Genomic DNA, 16,324 nt, shown 5'->3' with positions numbered 1-16,324 from the left:
CGCCTTTTGCCTGTACAAACGGTAGTTTTCACCGACTATCGGCTTAGCGTTGACACTTACTGCTCTTCTATCTCGCCGCAGAAGCGATAGCCTTCACCGTGAATGGTGGCAATAATCTCGGGTGTGTCGCTGTGCGATTCAAAGTGCTTACGGATTCGGCGAATGGTGACATCAACCGTACGATCATGCGGTTTCAAATCGCGGCCGGTCATTTTCTTCAGCAGTTCAGCACGGGTCTGGATCTTGCCAGGGTTTTCACAGAAGTGAAGCAATGCACGGAACTCAGAACGAGGCAGTTTGAAGTTTTCTCCCTCAGGATTGATCAGTGAACGGCTGTTAATATCTAACGTCCAACCATTGAAGGTATAAACGTCAACATTACGTTTCTCTTCACTCCCGTTCACACTGCTTAACGCACGCGTGAGCAGGTTGCGGGCACGGATAGTCAGTTCACGGGGATTAAACGGTTTGGTGATATAATCATCTGCACCGATCTCCAACCCAAGGATTTTATCAACTTCGTTATCTCGCCCGGTCAGGAACATCAGTGCCATATCCCCTTGTTCACGCAGTTCACGCGCCAGGAGTAGGCCATTTTTACCAGGCAGGTTGATATCCATGATCACAAGGTGAACGTGGTGGTTTGACAGGATTTGATGCATTTCGTCGCCATCGCTGGCTTCAAACACATTGTAACCTTCGGCTTCAAAGATACTTTTCAGCGTGTTACGTGTGACCTGTTCGTCTTCTACAATCAGAATTTGCGGGGTTTGCATTGGCGATACCTAATATCTAAATAGAATCCGGTTATATTCCACAGTCTAGACCGACTAGCCTGTGAAAAAAATTTACAAAATGCGAGGAATGTCTACCGCGAACCTCGCAACTAACATATGGCACGCCATCCATAGAGAAGTGTTCGTCGATGCTAGACAACGCACCGTGTGTTCCAGCTTGAGACGGGGCATGGCGGACTTGATTCAACGCCAAGCCGATCACTGTGCTATCCATTAATTATCGCCAATTGTATTCATTTAACAGCACGCTAACAATATATTAGGATGAAGGTTGATGATTTTTTTCATCCTTTATTGACCCCAATCAAAAGCATGTTACGTGTCAGTTAGTACCAACTATCCGTTTAACTTCATGAATAATCGCGCATAATTAGTAATTAAGCATAGTATTAGTAGCCAATGGATGTAAATAATGTGTGATCAAAATACGCAGCAAGATTTGTGGAAAACTTACCAATCGATCGCTTTTCATGCCCCTCAAGCGCCCGATGCGGCTGCATTTGCTATTCTTACCGCATTTAATCCACGCAGCCAACCTTTATCTGACAATGAGAATTACTTACGTAATGAGCGGCTTGCCAAGGCGATGACGCAGGCCGGTCTCCGTTATTGGCCGATGAATGGTGGCGCACCGGATGGAAGTTGGTTTGAACCTGGTTTTGCGGTCGCGATTGCGTCATCGGATGCCGTGGCCTTGGCGAAAACTTGGGAGCAAAACGCGATTTACTGGGTTGAAAACGATACATTATGGTTGTTGCCTGCCTTAATGACAGACTTTACGCCACAATCACTTAACGTGCGTTTTTCTTCCTTGTTGGTGGCGGCAAAGACGTAAACGAGTCACCCTATTAATAATGAGGAGAAAGATATCATGGACGATAAACTGCCTGACTTATGTGACCAACACCCTGACGCGGTGCAATGGGTTCCGATGCAATGGTTTGACTATGGGGCAAAACGTGGCTTTGAAGGTCGAGTACGAACGGTGCGTTGCTATCGCGATAACTCGAAAGTGAAGGCGTTATTGGCGTCGCCCGGTGATGGGCAGGTGTTGGTCGTTGACGGTTCAGGTGCCATGGATAGAGCTTTGTTAGGCGACTTAATTGGACAAAGTGCGGTCGATAACCATTGGGCGGGGATTGTGATTGCCGGGCCCGTGCGTGATGCGGCCACCTTATCCACCTTACCGCTGGGCATAAAAGCACTGGGAGTGTGTCCAATTAAAACGCACAAATACGGTCAAGGTGAGGTCGATGTGGCGATTACGCTTGCGGGGATCACCCTGACAGCGGGGGATTATCTGTATGCAGACCAAAATGGTGTGATCGTGTGCACCAATCCGCTAAACACGTGAATCAAAAACTTAGCCCTACTCCGAGTTGATAGATAGATTCGGGGGCGGCGTCGGCATCAAACTCAACATCTAGTCCGGCATTGACGCCAAAAGCGTCGCTAAATTGGTAGCGACTGCTGACGCCCCATTGGTCAATTACGGCGTTATCATTGTCATGGCTAATCTGGCTCGACACACGTAACTTGTCGGTAAAATGATAATCAATGCCGCTGAGTAAACCATGCGCGCTGGTCGATTGTGCAGTCTCGCTTTTTAACTGTGTTCCTATGTAGACAGAGACATTCTGTAGTGGATAGCGATAGCCTGATTGGACCGTCCAACTGTCAAAGCCTTGGCTCGCCGAGGGAATAGACTGAATAAAAAAATGCTCTGACGCCAATTCAGGTGCGGTGTTCCACGTGAGTTTTTCAGCCCACGCGGGTGTCGCCACGACGTGTAGGGCGAGGGCCAACCATCCTAGTTGTTTTACGCTCACATCCTTTGCCTCTTAGCTTTTGATTAACGCTGAGCTCGGTGGGCTCTTGTTTGTTCGCTATCGTGAGTGTAGACAAAAAAACGTTTTGTAGCCCATGACCTGTGACGATCAAGCTGGTTTTATTGCCATCTGTGTATGACTCAGGCGGTTTTCATCGTTGTATGGGCGTACATCGTGAAAATGCCCCGCTTTCACTTGACGTTGCAGTTGTTGCCAATAGGCCGCCTCAAATAGCTCAGGATGAAGACGATCAAACTCTTTTGCCACCGTTCGGTTAACCAGTAAAAAGGTACGAAATTCCTCGGGGAATACATCGTTCTCTCCCACGCTGTACCATGGCTCAGCCGCTAATTCGTCTTCAGGATAACGCGGCGGAGGAATACGGCGGAAGTTAACCTCGGTTAAATACGCGATTTCATCGTAATCATAAAAAATCACCCGGTTGTGGCGACTGACACCAAAGTTTTTAAACAGCATATCGCCGGCAAAGATATTGGCGGCGGCCAGTTCTTTTAATGCATCGCCATATTCTTGTACCGCCTGGGAAATCGCCTCGGGTGCCGCTTGCTCTAAATAGATATTAAGTGGGATCATTCGCCGCTCCATGTATAGGTGGCGAATCCGTACTTCGCTGTCGGTCACCGTGATGCAAGACGGCGCCACCGCGAGCAGTTCGTCGATTAATGCGTCACTAAACCGATCGCGAGGGAAAATAAAATGACGGTATTCTTGGGTGTCGGCCATACGACCAACACGGTCATGCTCTTTGACCAGCCGGTATTTCTCCCGCACTTGGGCATGGGTCATTTGTTTTTGCGGTGCGAACTTATCTTTGATGATTTTAAACACAAACCCGTATGAGGGGAGGGTGAATACAGACATCACCATGCCTTTTACGCCGGGGGCGATATCAAATAAATCGTCTGAGTTTTCCAAGTGATGAAGAAACTCACGGTATAACTCTGTCTTACCATGCTTTTGACATCCGATGGCGGTGTAGAGCTCTGCGGGCGTTTTATTGGGCATGAGCTGATTGAGAAAGTCGACTAAAGCGGCAGGTACCGGAGCGTAAACCATAAAGTAGGAGCGAGCGAAGCCGAATACGATACTGACGTCATCACTGTCGGTAATGCAGGCATCAATATAGAGCTCACCGTGATCAGAAATCGCGAGCGGTAATACCAGCGGTCGGCGTTGATTGGCCATATCGAGCCTGCCAATCAGATACGCGCCTTTATTACGGAAAAATGGCTGACGGACCATCTCAAGGGTGAAGCTCATTGTGAGCTGGGGGCCAAAGCGCGCCTGCAGGATTTGGGTTATTCGCTTAAGATCACCGGTTTTATCTCGCCAAGGTAGGGTAAACGGTGTGCTATCTAGCATTCGTTCTAGCGTGGCATAGATGCCTGCTTGAGATTGAAACCGCCGAAGTAGTGGCGTGGGGTACTTAGGGATCCGTCCCCCTTGAGCGCTTTGCACAAACAATTTGTCACGACGAATATTCCGATGCTCAAAGATCCGGCAGTAGACAGAGTTAAAAAAACTCTCAGCGATATCGTAGCGCGGGTAATCATCGAGCAAACGGATATAGGCCGCTTTTACCGCCATCAAAAACGAGCGAGTGGCGTGTTCTTTCCCAAGCATCGCGCGGAGCTGTTGGCTGACTAAGCCAACATGGTGGTCATAAAATTGAATACGCGTTTTAAGTGCAAGCTGCACACTTTGCCAATCTTGTTGTTCAAAGCGTTCTTGTGCGCCCGATGTCACATCAAGAAAGCGACCGTACATGGCATCCGAGCCTTGTAAGATGGTGTTTGCAACCAGCTGCGCCATGGCGTCCTGTGTCATTTTCGCTCCTTTCCGTGAACGTTTTTCCCTCGGTTCAAGCTCGCAGAGTTTTGCTGAAAAAGCAATCGGCATCACTTTTTTGTTGACCTTGGCAGCATGATTCGATACACCTAAGGGGAACTCAACAAAATAAATGATAAACGCAACACACATGCAACTAACGATCAGCACCTTGACCACCACAACCACCATTATTACTGGCACACTTTGTGTTGGTGCGGGCTGATACGCACAGAATTTCCAAAAAAAGCCCGTACCTTCCCAGGTACGGGCTTTTTTTTATCTTAAAGAGAGAGGTCCCAAAAGGATGCGAGTTTTAAAATTTGGTGGTACATCGTTGGCCAATGCCGAACGATTTAGCCGCGCTGCCGATATTATTCTGAGTAATCAAGGACAAAGTGATGTCTCTGCGGTTTTGTCCGCGCCTGCTAAAGTCACCAATATTTTGGTCTCAGTGGTCGACAACACGGTCAAACATGGTGAGGCAGAGCTGCCACTTAAAGAGTTAGAAAGCCTTTTTACCGATCTTTTTCATGGGCTTGCCGAGTGTCAACCCAACCTTGAAACTCAGCCTCTATTTGACAAATTAACCCGTAGCCTCGGACAGCTTCGTCAATATGTGCATGGCATGAGCCTGCTCGGTTTGTGTCCCGATAGCACCTATGCGCGCGTGGTAAGCAAAGGGGAGCGTTTATCGGTAGCGGCAATGCATGCGCTCTTAGAAGCTCGTGGCTATGCCGTGTTTGATATTGACCCCGTTAATTATTTTGCTGCGTCGGGCAGTTATTTAAGTGCCGAAGTGGATATCGAAGCGTCATCGCAGCGATTTAAACAATCTCCGATCCCGGCGCAACATATCGGGCTGATGCCAGGCTTTATGGCCGGAAATGAAAACGGTGAGCTGGTTACGTTAGGGCGAAATGGCTCTGATTACTCGGCTGCTGTGCTGGCTGCGTGTGTGCGCGCCCAATGTTGTGAGATCTGGACTGATGTTGATGGCGTTTACAACTGTGATCCACGTTTAGTGCCTGATGCACGCTTGCTAAAATCACTGAGCTACCAAGAGGCGATGGAGCTGTCTTATTTTGGGGCCAAAGTTCTCCACCCTAAAACCATTGCGCCGATTGCCCGGTTCCATATTCCTTGCCTCATCAAAAATACCGCCAACCCGCAAGGTGCAGGCACCCTCATTGGTGATGATAGTGGCGAGGATAAGCTGCCAATTAAGGGGATCACAACCTTAAGTGACTTGAGCATGGTGAACCTGTCAGGTCCGGGCATGAAAGGGATGGTGGGGATGGCATCACGTGTGTTTGGCGCCATGTCGTCGGCTGGGGTATCGGTTGTTCTTATCACTCAATCATCCTCTGAGTACAGCATTAGCTTTTGTATTCAAAACCAAGATAAAACCAAAGCAGAAAAAGCACTGAGTATCCACTTTGAGCTCGAGTTGAAAGACGGCTTGCTCGAGCCGGTTGAGTTTATCGATGATCTTTCAATTGTTTCCTTGGTGGGTGATGGTATGCGCACATCAAAAGGGGTCGCATCGCGCTTTTTCACCTCTCTGGCGGAAGTGAATGTCAATATTGTTGCCATCGCTCAAGGCTCATCAGAGCGTGCAATTTCGGCTGTTGTTCCCTCAGAGCGGGTATCCGAGGCGGTCAAAGCCTGTCACGAAAACTTATTTAATAGCCAGCACCATTTGGATGTCTTCATTGTTGGGGTCGGTGGGGTCGGCGGCGAGCTCATCGAGCAAATTCGTCGTCAGCAGGCCAAGCTTCGTCAGCAAGGGATTGTGATGCGTGTGTGTGGGTTGGCCAATAGCAAGGGCATGTGGCTGAACAGCCAAGGCATTGATCTGGATACCTGGCGCGATGATTTACCCAATCATCTTTCCGACTTCAGTTTGGCCGGCATGATCCAGTTAGTGCAGCGTAATCACATTATTAACCCAGTGCTGATCGACTGCACCTCGAGCCAACAAGTCGCTGACCAATATACGGCGTTTTTACAGGCGGGGTTCCATGTGATCACGCCGAACAAAAAAGCCAATACCAGTAGCCTTGCGTATTATCACCAGCTACGTCAGGCGGCGCGTGCAACCCACCGTAAGTTTATGTACGAGACCACGGTTGGTGCTGGCTTACCTGTGATCGAAAACTTGCAAAACCTGATTGCAGCCGGGGATGAACTGTCACGCTTTTCCGGTATTTTATCCGGTTCACTGTCTCACATCTTTGGCAAACTAGATGAAGGGGCAAGTTTTAGTGAAGCTACCAACGTGGCGCGAGAAAACGGCTTTACCGAACCGGATCCACGGGATGACTTGTCCGGGATGGACGTGGCGCGCAAGCTTCTTATCTTAGCTCGAGAGGCTGGCATGGAGCTTGAACTCGATGACGTCAACGTGGAGCCGGCCTTACCGCCAGGCTTTGATCAATCCGGTGACGTCGACAGCTTTATGGCTCGGCTTCCTGAGGCGGATGCTTATTTTAAGCAATGGTCGGAGCAGGCTGCGCAAGAAGGGAAAGTATTGCGTTATATTGGTGGGATTGAGAACGGCCAGTGCTTTGTGAAAATTCAAGCTGTCGCCAGTGATGATCCAATGAATAAAATCAAAGACGGTGAAAACGCATTGGCATTCTACAGCCGCTACTATCAGCCAATTCCGTTAGTTCTGCGCGGTTACGGCGCAGGTACTGCCGTAACGGCGGCGGGGGTGTTTGCGGATCTGATGAGAACACTCGGCTGGAAATTGGGAGTATAACCATGGCGGTACGTGTTTATGCGCCAGCATCGATTGGTAATGTCAGTGTTGGCTTTGATGTGTTGGGTGCCGCAGTTAGCCCTATCGACGGCAGTTTACTTGGCGATGTGGTTGAAGTAGCTGATGGGGGAAAAACGCCTTTTTCATTGCGCTGCCAAGGCCGCTTTACCGATAAGTTACCGCCGGATGAGCAAGACAACATTGTGTACAAAGCTTACCTGGCATACGCCGCAGCCTTGCAGGCGAATAATCAGCCTGTCAAACCTGTCGCTATGGTATTGGAAAAGAATATGCCGATCGGGTCGGGGCTGGGATCTAGCGCCTGTTCGATTGTGGCTGCTTTGGATGCGTTAAACCGCTTTCACGATCATGCGTTAGATGAAACCACCATGCTGGCGCTAATGGGAGAGATGGAGGCATCGATTTCAGGCAGCCTTCATTATGATAATGTCGCGCCCTGTTACCTCGGTGGGTTACAGCTCATGCTCGAAAGCCAAGGCGTGATCAGTCAAGCGGTGCCGCACTTTGAAAACTGGTATTGGGTCATGGCCTATCCTGGTATCAAGGTATCGACGGCAGAGGCCCGTACTATTTTACCCGCGCAATATCGCCGTCAGGATGTGATCGCACACGGCCGTTATCTCGGTGGTTTTATTCATGCGTGTCACACCCAACAACCTAAACTGGCGGCCAGTTTAATATGTGATGTGATTGCTGAACCTTACCGACAAAAATTACTCCCTGGTTTTGCTGAAGCACGGGCGCACGCGGCAAACTGTGGGGCATTGGCTACGGGAATATCCGGCTCAGGACCCACCCTGTTTAGTGTCTGTGACGATCAACAGGTTGCTGAACGTTTGGCGCAATGGCTGCGTGAGCAGTATGTACAAAATAACGATGGCTTTGTTCATGTATGTCGCATTGATGGACAAGGCGCAAAAGCAATAGGAAGTCATGCATGAAGCTTTACAACATAAAAGACCACAGCGAAGTCGTTTCGTTTTCTCAAGCGGTTCAGCAAGGGTTAGGGCGTGGACAAGGGCTGTTCTTTCCCGATGCTTTGCCACAGTTTGATGACATGGATGCACTGCTTGCCATGCCATTGGTTGAGCGCAGTACCGAGATCTTGTCGGCACTGATTGGCGAGGAGTTGCCCAAAAGTCATGTGCGTGAGCTGGTCAGCGAAGCGTTTAATTTTGACGCTCCGCTTAAGCAAGTGGGCGAACATATTCATGCACTCGAGCTTTTTCATGGGCCGACATTGGCGTTTAAAGACTTCGGCGGCCGTTTTATGGCGCAGTCAATTGCAGCGGTGTCTGATGGTAAAAAGATCACTATCTTGACTGCAACGTCCGGGGATACAGGGGCCGCGGTTGCTCACGCCTTTTATGGGATCGACAATATTGATGTGGTGATCTTATACCCAAAAGGCAAAATCAGCCCACTGCAGGAAAAGCTCTTTTGTACCCTTGGCGGCAATATCCATACCGTCGCCATTAATGGCGACTTTGATGACTGCCAAAGCCTCGTCAAACAAGCCTTTGATGATAACGAACTGCGACAGACGATAGGGCTTAACTCGGCGAATTCGATCAATATCAGCCGTTTGATGGCACAAATCTGTTACTACTTTGAAGCGGTCGCCCAAGTACCCAAGCACAAACGCGATCAATTGGTCATGGCCGTGCCGAGTGGTAACTTTGGCAACCTGACGGCCGGGTTACTGGCCAAAGCGATGGGGTTACCGATTAAACGGTTTATTGCCGGAACCAATGCCAATGACACGGTACCGCGTTATTTGCAATCCGGTCAGTGGGCACCGCATCAAACCGTGGCAACCTTGTCAAATGCGATGGATGTGAGTCAGCCGAATAATTGGCCCCGTATTGAAGAGCTGTTCCGCCGTCAGCAATGGCCGTTAGCTGAGCTCGCCTCTGGGTGGGCAGACGATGAAGAAACGGCAGAGAGCTTACGCGCGTTGGCTCAAGCCGGCTATTTATGTGAACCTCATGGGGCAATTGCTTACCGGTTACTTGAGCAGCAACTTGAAGATGGGGAAGAAGGGATCTTTTTATGTACGGCTCATCCGGCGAAGTTTAAAGAGTCGGTTGATGCTATTTTAGAAAAAGATATTCCCTTGCCTGGTCCGTTAGCGAAGCATGCGCAGATGGCATTGTTATCTAGCGAGCAAGACGCTGATTTTACCGCTTTAAGGGCGTATTTACTTCGATTGGCAAACGCGTAATAAAAAAAGCCCGCTCTCTACGTAGCGGGCTTTTTATTGGGTGTATTCGACCTTTGTTTATAGCGAGCTAGTAAAGGTGCGAGTAATCACATCACGTTGCTGCTCAGGTGTTAGCGAGTTAAAACGGACGGCATACCCTGATACGCGAATGGTCAGTTGCGGATATTTCTCTGGATGCTTGGCGGCATCTTCCAACGTTTCGCGCTTCAGTACATTAACGTTGAGATGCTGGCCGCCTTCGTTAACGGCTTGGGTTTCGATTTCGACTTCGCGATAGTCAAACTCACCCAAAGAAGACAAAGCAACTTCTTGGTCTGCTTCAAAGCCCTGCTTTGCACAAACACAACGAGCTTGGTCTGCGTCTTTATTGATCAACCAGATAGAATTGATAAGGTCATCATTGGCCGCTGAGGTTACTTGAATGCCGGTGATCATGGCCTATCCCCTTTATTGATAGTGACTTTAATGATGTAAGATTTCATCATTTTGAGCCCTTATATATACGTCTTTTTCGATGTATATATATTGATTTAGGTCAACTTATGACCATTTTTAGGGGGCGGGTATTTATCTTGCATCAACATAAGTTCATTTATTTCAGTTATGTAGCACGTATTTAAGTGCAATAAAAACCTATTCGTATTAAAGAACCTGTCTATGTTGTTATTTTATTACAAATGAAAGTTTTTATGCGCTTTTGTGTACACTCACAGGCTCTGTCTGGGCTCTGTCGGTGTGCGATAAGGAGGCAGCATTGCACTACCGGTGCGCAACTACGTAGGTGTGAGTCGGGAGTTTGAGTTTAACCTGCCAACACCAAACCGTGCGGTTCAAGGCCGCTGCCAGCGTCACTATCACGCCCACACCGAGCGAACAAAAGATCGGACTCCCCACTGATTTTAAGCGGCTGCCTCGTTAAAATAGCGCCGGTGTGATGATAAGGAGCAACCATGACTCAGGCGCAAACGTGGCAGCAGGTGCTGGCCGAGGAAAAACAACACGCGTATTTTCGCGATACCTTAGCGTATGTCGACGGTGAAAGAGCCAAGGGCGTTCCGATCTTTCCCCCCAAAGACGATGTGTTTAATGCTTTTCGATTCACCGAGCTTGGTGATGTAAAGGTGGTGATCTTGGGTCAAGATCCCTATCACGAACCGAATCAAGCACATGGACTGAGCTTTTCGGTACGGCCAGGGGTAAAAACACCGCCTTCATTGGTCAATATTTATAAAGAGCTTGCGACTGACATTGACGGTTTTAAGATCCCCTCGCACGGTTACTTACAAAGTTGGGCGCAGCAGGGTGTGTTACTTCTCAATACAGTGCTGACCGTGGAGCAGGGTAAAGCGCATTCACATGCTAAGTTAGGTTGGGAAACATTGACTGACCGCGTGATCGATGTGGTGAATTCGCAATGCGAAGGCGTTGTTTTTTTACTGTGGGGGGCACATGCACAAAAAAAAGGCAAAGCCATTGACCGTGATCGCCACCATGTATTGACGGCGCCTCATCCCTCACCGCTTTCAGCTCATCGTGGTTTTTTTGGTTGTAAACACTTTTCAAAAACCAATGCATATTTACTCGAGCAGGGAAGCAGTCCGATTGATTGGCAACCGCGTTTAGATGACGAGACAGCGGATAAGCATGGATGAACGGTGAAGCGCTAGCCGATAAATAGACGCTAAGCGGATAGATGAGCGTTAAGCGGACGGATCCGCGTCGGATTGAAGATAAAAAAGGTGCTCATTGAGCACCTTTTAGTCATTTTATGTTGAGGGTGAGTTAATCGAGGTCCAGTTGAGAGAAATCGCCAAAAATATCGATGTCTTCCAATTCTTTTTTTAGCCGCTGTTTATCTTTCAGCGCTTCAATTTCTCTCCATTTACGTTTGACTGGTTTTGCGCGTCCATTGCGCCGTGGTGGGTCTTGCTCAAACATATCGTTAAAGGCAATGTTTTCCATAGTCACCTCTTTTCACCTTGCGGTTAGTTTTTTAATACCACACTCGCCCCTAACATAAAATTGAACTATTTCTCATTTGTGGCAGTGAGATGAAGTTTTTATGAGATTGCGCTCACTGATTTTCCAAATCAGTGACGATTCACTCAACAGCGGCGAGTTTAAATTGACCTCGGTAGCCGTTCACGCGAAGATTGCGCGCCATATCATCATTCCTTTTTAATATGACGAGGGACAGTCAATTGAGCCTACTCACTTTTATCAATGATCTGATTTGGGGCTCGGTACTCATTTATGTGCTCATTGGCGGAGGTATCTTTTTCTCGCTGACGTTGGGCGGTATCCAATTTCGTCATTTCTCGCATATGTTCTCTGTTATGCGTCATAGCCGCCGCCATGACCACGGTAGCATTTCCTCTTTTCAAGCCCTTTGTACGGGACTCGCGGCGCGCGTGGGCACGGGGAACATGGCCGGTGTGGCGGTGGCATTGTCGTTAGGTGGGCCGGGTGCCATTTTTTGGATGTGGCTGATGGCATTTCTTGGTATGGCAACGGCCTTTGCCGAAAGTACCTTGGCGCAAGTGTATAAGGTACAAGATCCCGACGGTTATTTTCGCGGTGGGCCGGCTTATTATATGGAGCATGGTCTTGGCATGCGTTGGATGGGGATCCTTTTTTCTATTTTACTCATTCTCGCCTTCGGGTTGGTGTTTAACTCGGTCCAAGCCAATTCTATTTCGCAAGCGGCTCAAGTGGCGTTTGGCTGGCCTCCTGCATACGTAGGCGCAGGGTTGGTGCTGGTCAGTGGGTTGATTATTTATGGCGGTCTGCGACAGATAGCCCGAACCGCAGAAGTCGTCGTCCCAGTGATGGCGCTGCTATATCTTTCGCTGTCCTTGTATGTGGTGATCATGCACCTTGATCAGGTGCCAGCCGTCTTTATGCTGGTGATAAAAAGCGCGTTTGGTTTACATGAGGCGGCATCCGGCGCGTTGGGTTATACCTTGGCGCAAGGCATGATCCAAGGGATTAAACGCGGCTTGTTTTCGAATGAGGCCGGGATGGGATCTGCCCCGAACGCGGCAGCGTCAGCGACGCCTTATCCGCCACATCCTGTCTCTCAAGGCTATGTGCAAATGCTCGGGGTTTTTGTCGATACTTTGGTGATTTGTACCGCAACCGTGGCGATCATTCTTCTGTCTGGAGAGTATATTCCCGGGGGGGAAGTGACGGGGGTTGAATTAACACAGCGGGCACTGAGTGCACAAGTTGGGGGGTGGGGAGAACAATTCGTTGCCGTGGCGATTTTTTTCTTTGCATTCACCTCGATTATTGCCAATTACTCGTATGCTGAAACCAATCTACTTTTTATCAATGGCCGCTGGCGTCCGGCACTCCCTTATTTTCGTGCGCTCGTTCTAGGTATGGTCATGTTTGGTGCATTGGCGGAGCTACCGCTTGTTTGGACGTTGGCAGACGCATCCATGGGGATGATGGCGCTCGTCAATATGATCGCGATTTTATTGCTGTCGGGAATAGTGAAACGTCTCGCGGCCGACTATCACACACAACGTTCGTTAGGGCGGGTGCCTGTGTTTGATAGTCGCCGGTTTCCTGAGTTACATAGCCAATTAGATGAAAAAGCGTGGCCGCTTCCTAAGCGCTAGGGGCAACGGTGTTTTTTTTGCACCGGAATGATAGGCTTAGCGATAGACAGACAACAAAGGGGTTAGCAAAATGCTGATTGTGGTTTCTCCGGCAAAAACGCTGGATTATGAGTCACCGTTACCAACCGAACGATACACAAAGCCGCAGTTCACTCCGCATTCAGAGGCGTTGATAGCGGTATGCCGTCAACTGACGCCTGCCGATATCGGCTCATTGATGAAGGTGAGTGATAAAATTGCTAGCCTGAACGCGGTACGCTTTGCTGAGTGGTCACCGACATTTACACCTGACAATGCTCGCCCTGCAGCCTTGGCGTTTAAAGGGGATGTCTATACAGGCTTGGATGCAAATTCGATGTCAGAGCAGGACTTTGACTGGGCACAAGCGCATTTTCGAATGCTTTCTGGCCTTTATGGCCTATTGCGTCCGCTTGATTTGATGCAACCTTATCGCCTGGAAATGGGCACCAAGTTAGCGACGCCGCGTGGCGATAACTTGTACCAGTTTTGGGGCGATATCATCACAGATGCACTCAACGAGACGTTAGCGACGCAAGACAATCCGCTACTGATCAATCTCGCCTCCAATGAATATTTTAAAGCGGTCAACAAGAAAAAACTCGCAGGTGATATTATCACGCCCGTCTTTAAAGACTGCAAAAATGGGCAGTACAAGGTGATCAGTTTCTACGCGAAAAAAGCCCGTGGGATGATGGCGCGTTACCTGATTGATCAACGAGCGACATCCGTGACAGATATTAAAGGGTTTGATGTTGCTGGTTACTACTTCAGTGAAGAACTGTCTAAAGGTAATGAGTTGGTATTTCTGCGCGACGAGCAGTAAAGACAAGACTGTGAGTGGTAAAAAAGCCCCATTTGGGGCTTTTTTTGATCGACGCTACTGGCGCGTTATCTCAGTGTAAGATACGTGCACGTATGGTGCCTTCAATGGCTTTGAGTTTTTTCAATGCTTTATCCGCTTGCTCCATCTCCACATCAATGACCACATAACCAATCTGTGCCGACGTTTGTAGATACTGAGCGGCAATGTTAATGCCCTCATCGGCAAAAGTGGTATTAATTTTGGTGAGCACACCCGGGCGGTTGGCATGAATGTGCAGCAAGCGTGAGCGACCTTGATGCTCAGGCAATGACACTTCAGGGAAATTAACACACGATAGTGTCGACCCGTTGTCCGAGTATTTGATTAATTTTCCTGCCACTTCAAGGCCAATATTTTCTTGGGCTTCATGGGTCGAGCCGCCAATATGTGGCGTGAGTAACGCATTATCAAAGGCCTGCAGCGGTGAACTGAACGCTTCTTTATTGGTTTTTGGTTCCACAGGAAAGACATCGATAGCGGCCCCTGCGAGGTGCTGACTTTCTAAAGCGCCGCAGAGCGCGTCAATATCAACCACGGTCCCTCGTGAAGCATTAATAAAGATTGCACCCGGCTTCATGCGTGCGAACGCGTCGGCATCAATCATATTTTGTGTGCTTGCGGTTTCTGGAACATGCAAAGAAACAATATCACTGCGATTCAGTAACTCCGTTAGCGAGTTAACTTGAATAGCATTACCGAGTGAAAGCTTGTTGTCGACATCATAGTAATAGACTCGCATCCCGAGGTTTTCGGCCAAAATACTGAGCTGGGTACCAATGTGGCCATAGCCAATGATCCCAAGCACTTTGCCGCGCGCCTCGTAAGAACGTTCAGCCGATTTTAACCATTCGCCACGGTGAGCTTTGGCGTTTTTCTCAGGAATGCCGCGCAGTAGCAATAAAATTTCACCCAGTACGAGCTCGGCGACGCTGCGAGTATTTGAGAAAGGCGCGTTGAAAACCGGGATACCGCGTTTCGCGGCGGCATCGAGATCAACTTGATTGGTCCCGATACAAAAGCATCCGACAGCCACCAGTTTTTTGGCCTGCTTAAAAACAGCTTCGGTGAGCTGGGTACGTGAGCGTAACCCAACAAAATGCGCGTCTTTGATCGCGGTTTCAAGGTCTTCACCGGTGAGTGAGCCTTTGTGATACTCGATATTGGTGTAACCCGCTTGTTTGAATGATTCAACGGCTGTGGGGTGGACGCCTTCGAGCAGTAAAATTTTTATCTTATTCTTGTCCAATGAATAGTGTGACATGTGGGCTGTTCTCTTCCTTAGAAACAATAGTGGGTCGCAATGTTGCGCCTGAACGCCGTGAGGCATCGTCACCCTTTCCCCTAGATTTCTGGTGAAGACAGTGCAACGGGTGACGTGGTCAGTAGCCTGATCTTTTTACGCCAAGTCGCACATGGGCCTGCGATGAACCGGTATCAGAACAGTGACCAAGATAACAAAAATTTATATAAGGGGTAAGAATTATCCGTTCTATGCCATAAAAAAAGCACCTTTAAAAAGGTGCTTTTAACTTATTGATTACATTGAGCGCAAACGTTTGGTTTTTAATGCTGCTAATGGGCGGGTATAAGCCGTTGATCTGCAGGATTATGCGTTTATTCTGCCACTTTTTTCACCCCGGAATCGGTGCCGGTTAGGACGATATCGGCACCGCGGTTGGCAAATAAGCCTACAGTCACCACGCCCGGGATCCCATTAATGGTATCTTCGAGACCTTTAGGATCCTGAATCTTGAGGTTATGAACATCCAGGATAACATTGCCGTTATCAGTCACCACGCCTTGACGATAGCAAGGATCACCGCCCAGCTTGACAAGCTCTCGTGCCACGTAAGAGCGGGCCATTGGGATGACTTCGACAGGGAGCGGGAACTCGCCAAGCACATCGACGTGTTTGGTATCATCGATAATACAGATAAATTTATCGGCAATGGCGGCAACAATTTTCTCGCGCGTCAATGCGGCGCCGCCGCCTTTAATCATATGATTGCGCTTATTGATTTCGTCCGCACCGTCAACATAGATATCGAGGTGACCCACTTCGTTGGCATCAAAGACTTCAATCCCTAGCGCTTTTAAGCGCTTGGTCGACGCGTCTGAGCTTGATACCGCCCCTTTAATTTTTTCTTTCATTGGCTCAAGGGCATCAATAAAGTAATTCACTGTCGAGCCGGTGCCAACGCCAATAATACTGCCTGGTTTAACATACTCTACCGCCGCTTCACCGGTGGCTTTTTTCTTTTCGTCCTGGGTCATGGTAACTCCTGCGTAACGGGGAATAAGGCGTGATTATAGCGAAGCCAAATCGTGG

At 48.8% G+C, this 16,324-nt stretch carries 15 protein-coding genes and 1 other annotated feature; of the genes, 8 read left to right on the top strand and 7 right to left on the bottom strand.

Going from position 1 to position 16,324, the window contains the following annotated elements:
* Positions 1-56: 56 nt before the first annotated feature.
* Positions 57-776 carry a two-component system response regulator ArcA gene (arcA, locus tag BZG78_RS00475; protein WP_077660083.1) on the bottom strand — a complete coding sequence of 240 codons (720 nt, stop codon included), beginning with the start codon at positions 774-776 and terminating at the stop codon, positions 57-59.
* A gap of 433 nt (positions 777-1,209) precedes the next feature.
* Here arcA and BZG78_RS00470 point away from each other — a divergent pair, with 433 nt between their 5' ends.
* Positions 1,210-1,632, top strand: coding sequence for a DUF3293 domain-containing protein (locus BZG78_RS00470; RefSeq protein ID WP_077459812.1), 423 nt, complete (start codon positions 1,210-1,212; stop codon positions 1,630-1,632).
* Positions 1,633-1,668: 36 nt separating this feature from the next.
* Positions 1,669-2,151, top strand: a complete 483-nt coding sequence (locus BZG78_RS00465) for a putative 4-hydroxy-4-methyl-2-oxoglutarate aldolase (protein WP_021022131.1) — start codon at positions 1,669-1,671, stop codon at positions 2,149-2,151.
* A 1-nt stretch (position 2,152) separates the two neighbouring features.
* Here BZG78_RS00465 and BZG78_RS00460 read toward each other — a convergent pair whose 3' ends face one another.
* Positions 2,153-2,626 (bottom strand): hypothetical protein, encoded by a 474-nt coding sequence (locus BZG78_RS00460; protein ID WP_077660082.1) that lies wholly within the window; start codon positions 2,624-2,626, stop codon positions 2,153-2,155.
* Positions 2,627-2,734: 108 nt separating this feature from the next.
* Positions 2,735-4,474 (bottom strand): bifunctional isocitrate dehydrogenase kinase/phosphatase, encoded by a 1,740-nt coding sequence (gene aceK / locus BZG78_RS00455; RefSeq protein ID WP_028569570.1) that lies wholly within the window; start codon positions 4,472-4,474, stop codon positions 2,735-2,737.
* Positions 4,475-4,638: 164 nt separating this feature from the next.
* Positions 4,639-4,756: a sequence feature (Thr leader region), on the top strand.
* Positions 4,757-4,781: 25 nt separating this feature from the next.
* On the opposite strand from aceK, the gene thrA reads away from it, so the two are divergent.
* The 3 genes from thrA to thrC are packed head-to-tail and all read left to right on the top strand — an operon-like array spanning position 4,782 to position 9,486.
* The gene (thrA, locus tag BZG78_RS00450; RefSeq protein WP_077576420.1) at positions 4,782-7,241 is read left to right on the top strand and encodes a bifunctional aspartate kinase/homoserine dehydrogenase I; all 2,460 of its coding nucleotides are present in this window, start codon (positions 4,782-4,784) and stop codon (positions 7,239-7,241) included.
* 2 nt (positions 7,242-7,243) lie between these two features.
* The gene (gene thrB, locus BZG78_RS00445) at positions 7,244-8,203 is read left to right on the top strand and encodes a homoserine kinase (RefSeq protein WP_077660081.1); all 960 of its coding nucleotides are present in this window, start codon (positions 7,244-7,246) and stop codon (positions 8,201-8,203) included.
* Positions 8,200-9,486 (top strand): threonine synthase, encoded by a 1,287-nt coding sequence (gene thrC, locus BZG78_RS00440; RefSeq protein ID WP_077459807.1) that lies wholly within the window; start codon positions 8,200-8,202, stop codon positions 9,484-9,486. Before thrB ends, thrC begins: the two co-directional genes overlap by 4 nt.
* Positions 9,487-9,543: 57 nt before the next feature.
* Here thrC and grcA read toward each other — a convergent pair whose 3' ends face one another.
* Entirely contained in the window at positions 9,544-9,921 is a 378-nt protein-coding gene (grcA, locus tag BZG78_RS00435) for an autonomous glycyl radical cofactor GrcA (RefSeq protein ID WP_021022125.1), read from the bottom strand.
* Positions 9,922-10,436: 515 nt separating this feature from the next.
* Here grcA and ung point away from each other — a divergent pair.
* Positions 10,437-11,138: a uracil-DNA glycosylase gene (ung, locus tag BZG78_RS00430; protein ID WP_077660080.1), complete on the top strand. Its 702-nt coding sequence runs from the start codon at positions 10,437-10,439 to the stop codon at positions 11,136-11,138.
* 130 nt (positions 11,139-11,268) lie between these two features.
* On the opposite strand, the gene BZG78_RS00425 is transcribed toward ung, so the two are convergent.
* On the bottom strand, positions 11,269-11,448 hold the full coding sequence (locus tag BZG78_RS00425; RefSeq protein ID WP_025674805.1) for a DUF3545 family protein: 180 nt from the start codon (positions 11,446-11,448) through the stop codon (positions 11,269-11,271).
* 239 nt (positions 11,449-11,687) lie between these two features.
* Between BZG78_RS00425 and BZG78_RS00420 the strand changes: the two genes are divergently transcribed.
* The gene (locus tag BZG78_RS00420) at positions 11,688-13,112 is read left to right on the top strand and encodes a sodium:alanine symporter family protein (RefSeq protein WP_236719522.1); all 1,425 of its coding nucleotides are present in this window, start codon (positions 11,688-11,690) and stop codon (positions 13,110-13,112) included.
* 70 nt (positions 13,113-13,182) lie between these two features.
* A complete protein-coding gene (yaaA, locus tag BZG78_RS00415; RefSeq protein WP_077459804.1) occupies positions 13,183-13,956 on the top strand; it encodes a peroxide stress protein YaaA in 774 nt (257 codons plus the stop codon).
* A gap of 70 nt (positions 13,957-14,026) precedes the next feature.
* Here yaaA and serA read toward each other — a convergent pair whose 3' ends face one another.
* Both serA and rpiA read right to left on the bottom strand, forming a co-directional pair.
* The gene (gene serA / locus BZG78_RS00410) at positions 14,027-15,256 is read right to left on the bottom strand and encodes a phosphoglycerate dehydrogenase (RefSeq protein ID WP_021022120.1); all 1,230 of its coding nucleotides are present in this window, start codon (positions 15,254-15,256) and stop codon (positions 14,027-14,029) included.
* Between the two features lie 353 nt (positions 15,257-15,609).
* Positions 15,610-16,269 carry a ribose-5-phosphate isomerase RpiA gene (gene rpiA / locus BZG78_RS00405; protein WP_077660079.1) on the bottom strand — a complete coding sequence of 220 codons (660 nt, stop codon included), beginning with the start codon at positions 16,267-16,269 and terminating at the stop codon, positions 15,610-15,612.
* Between the last annotated feature and the right edge of the window lie 55 nt (positions 16,270-16,324).

This window comes from Salinivibrio sp. MA351, from assembly GCF_001996065.1.
GTDB classification, from domain to species: Bacteria; Pseudomonadota; Gammaproteobacteria; order Enterobacterales; family Vibrionaceae; genus Salinivibrio; species Salinivibrio costicola.
Note: the sequence above shows the minus strand (reverse complement) of the source record. Positions and strands in the feature narration are given on the sequence as shown.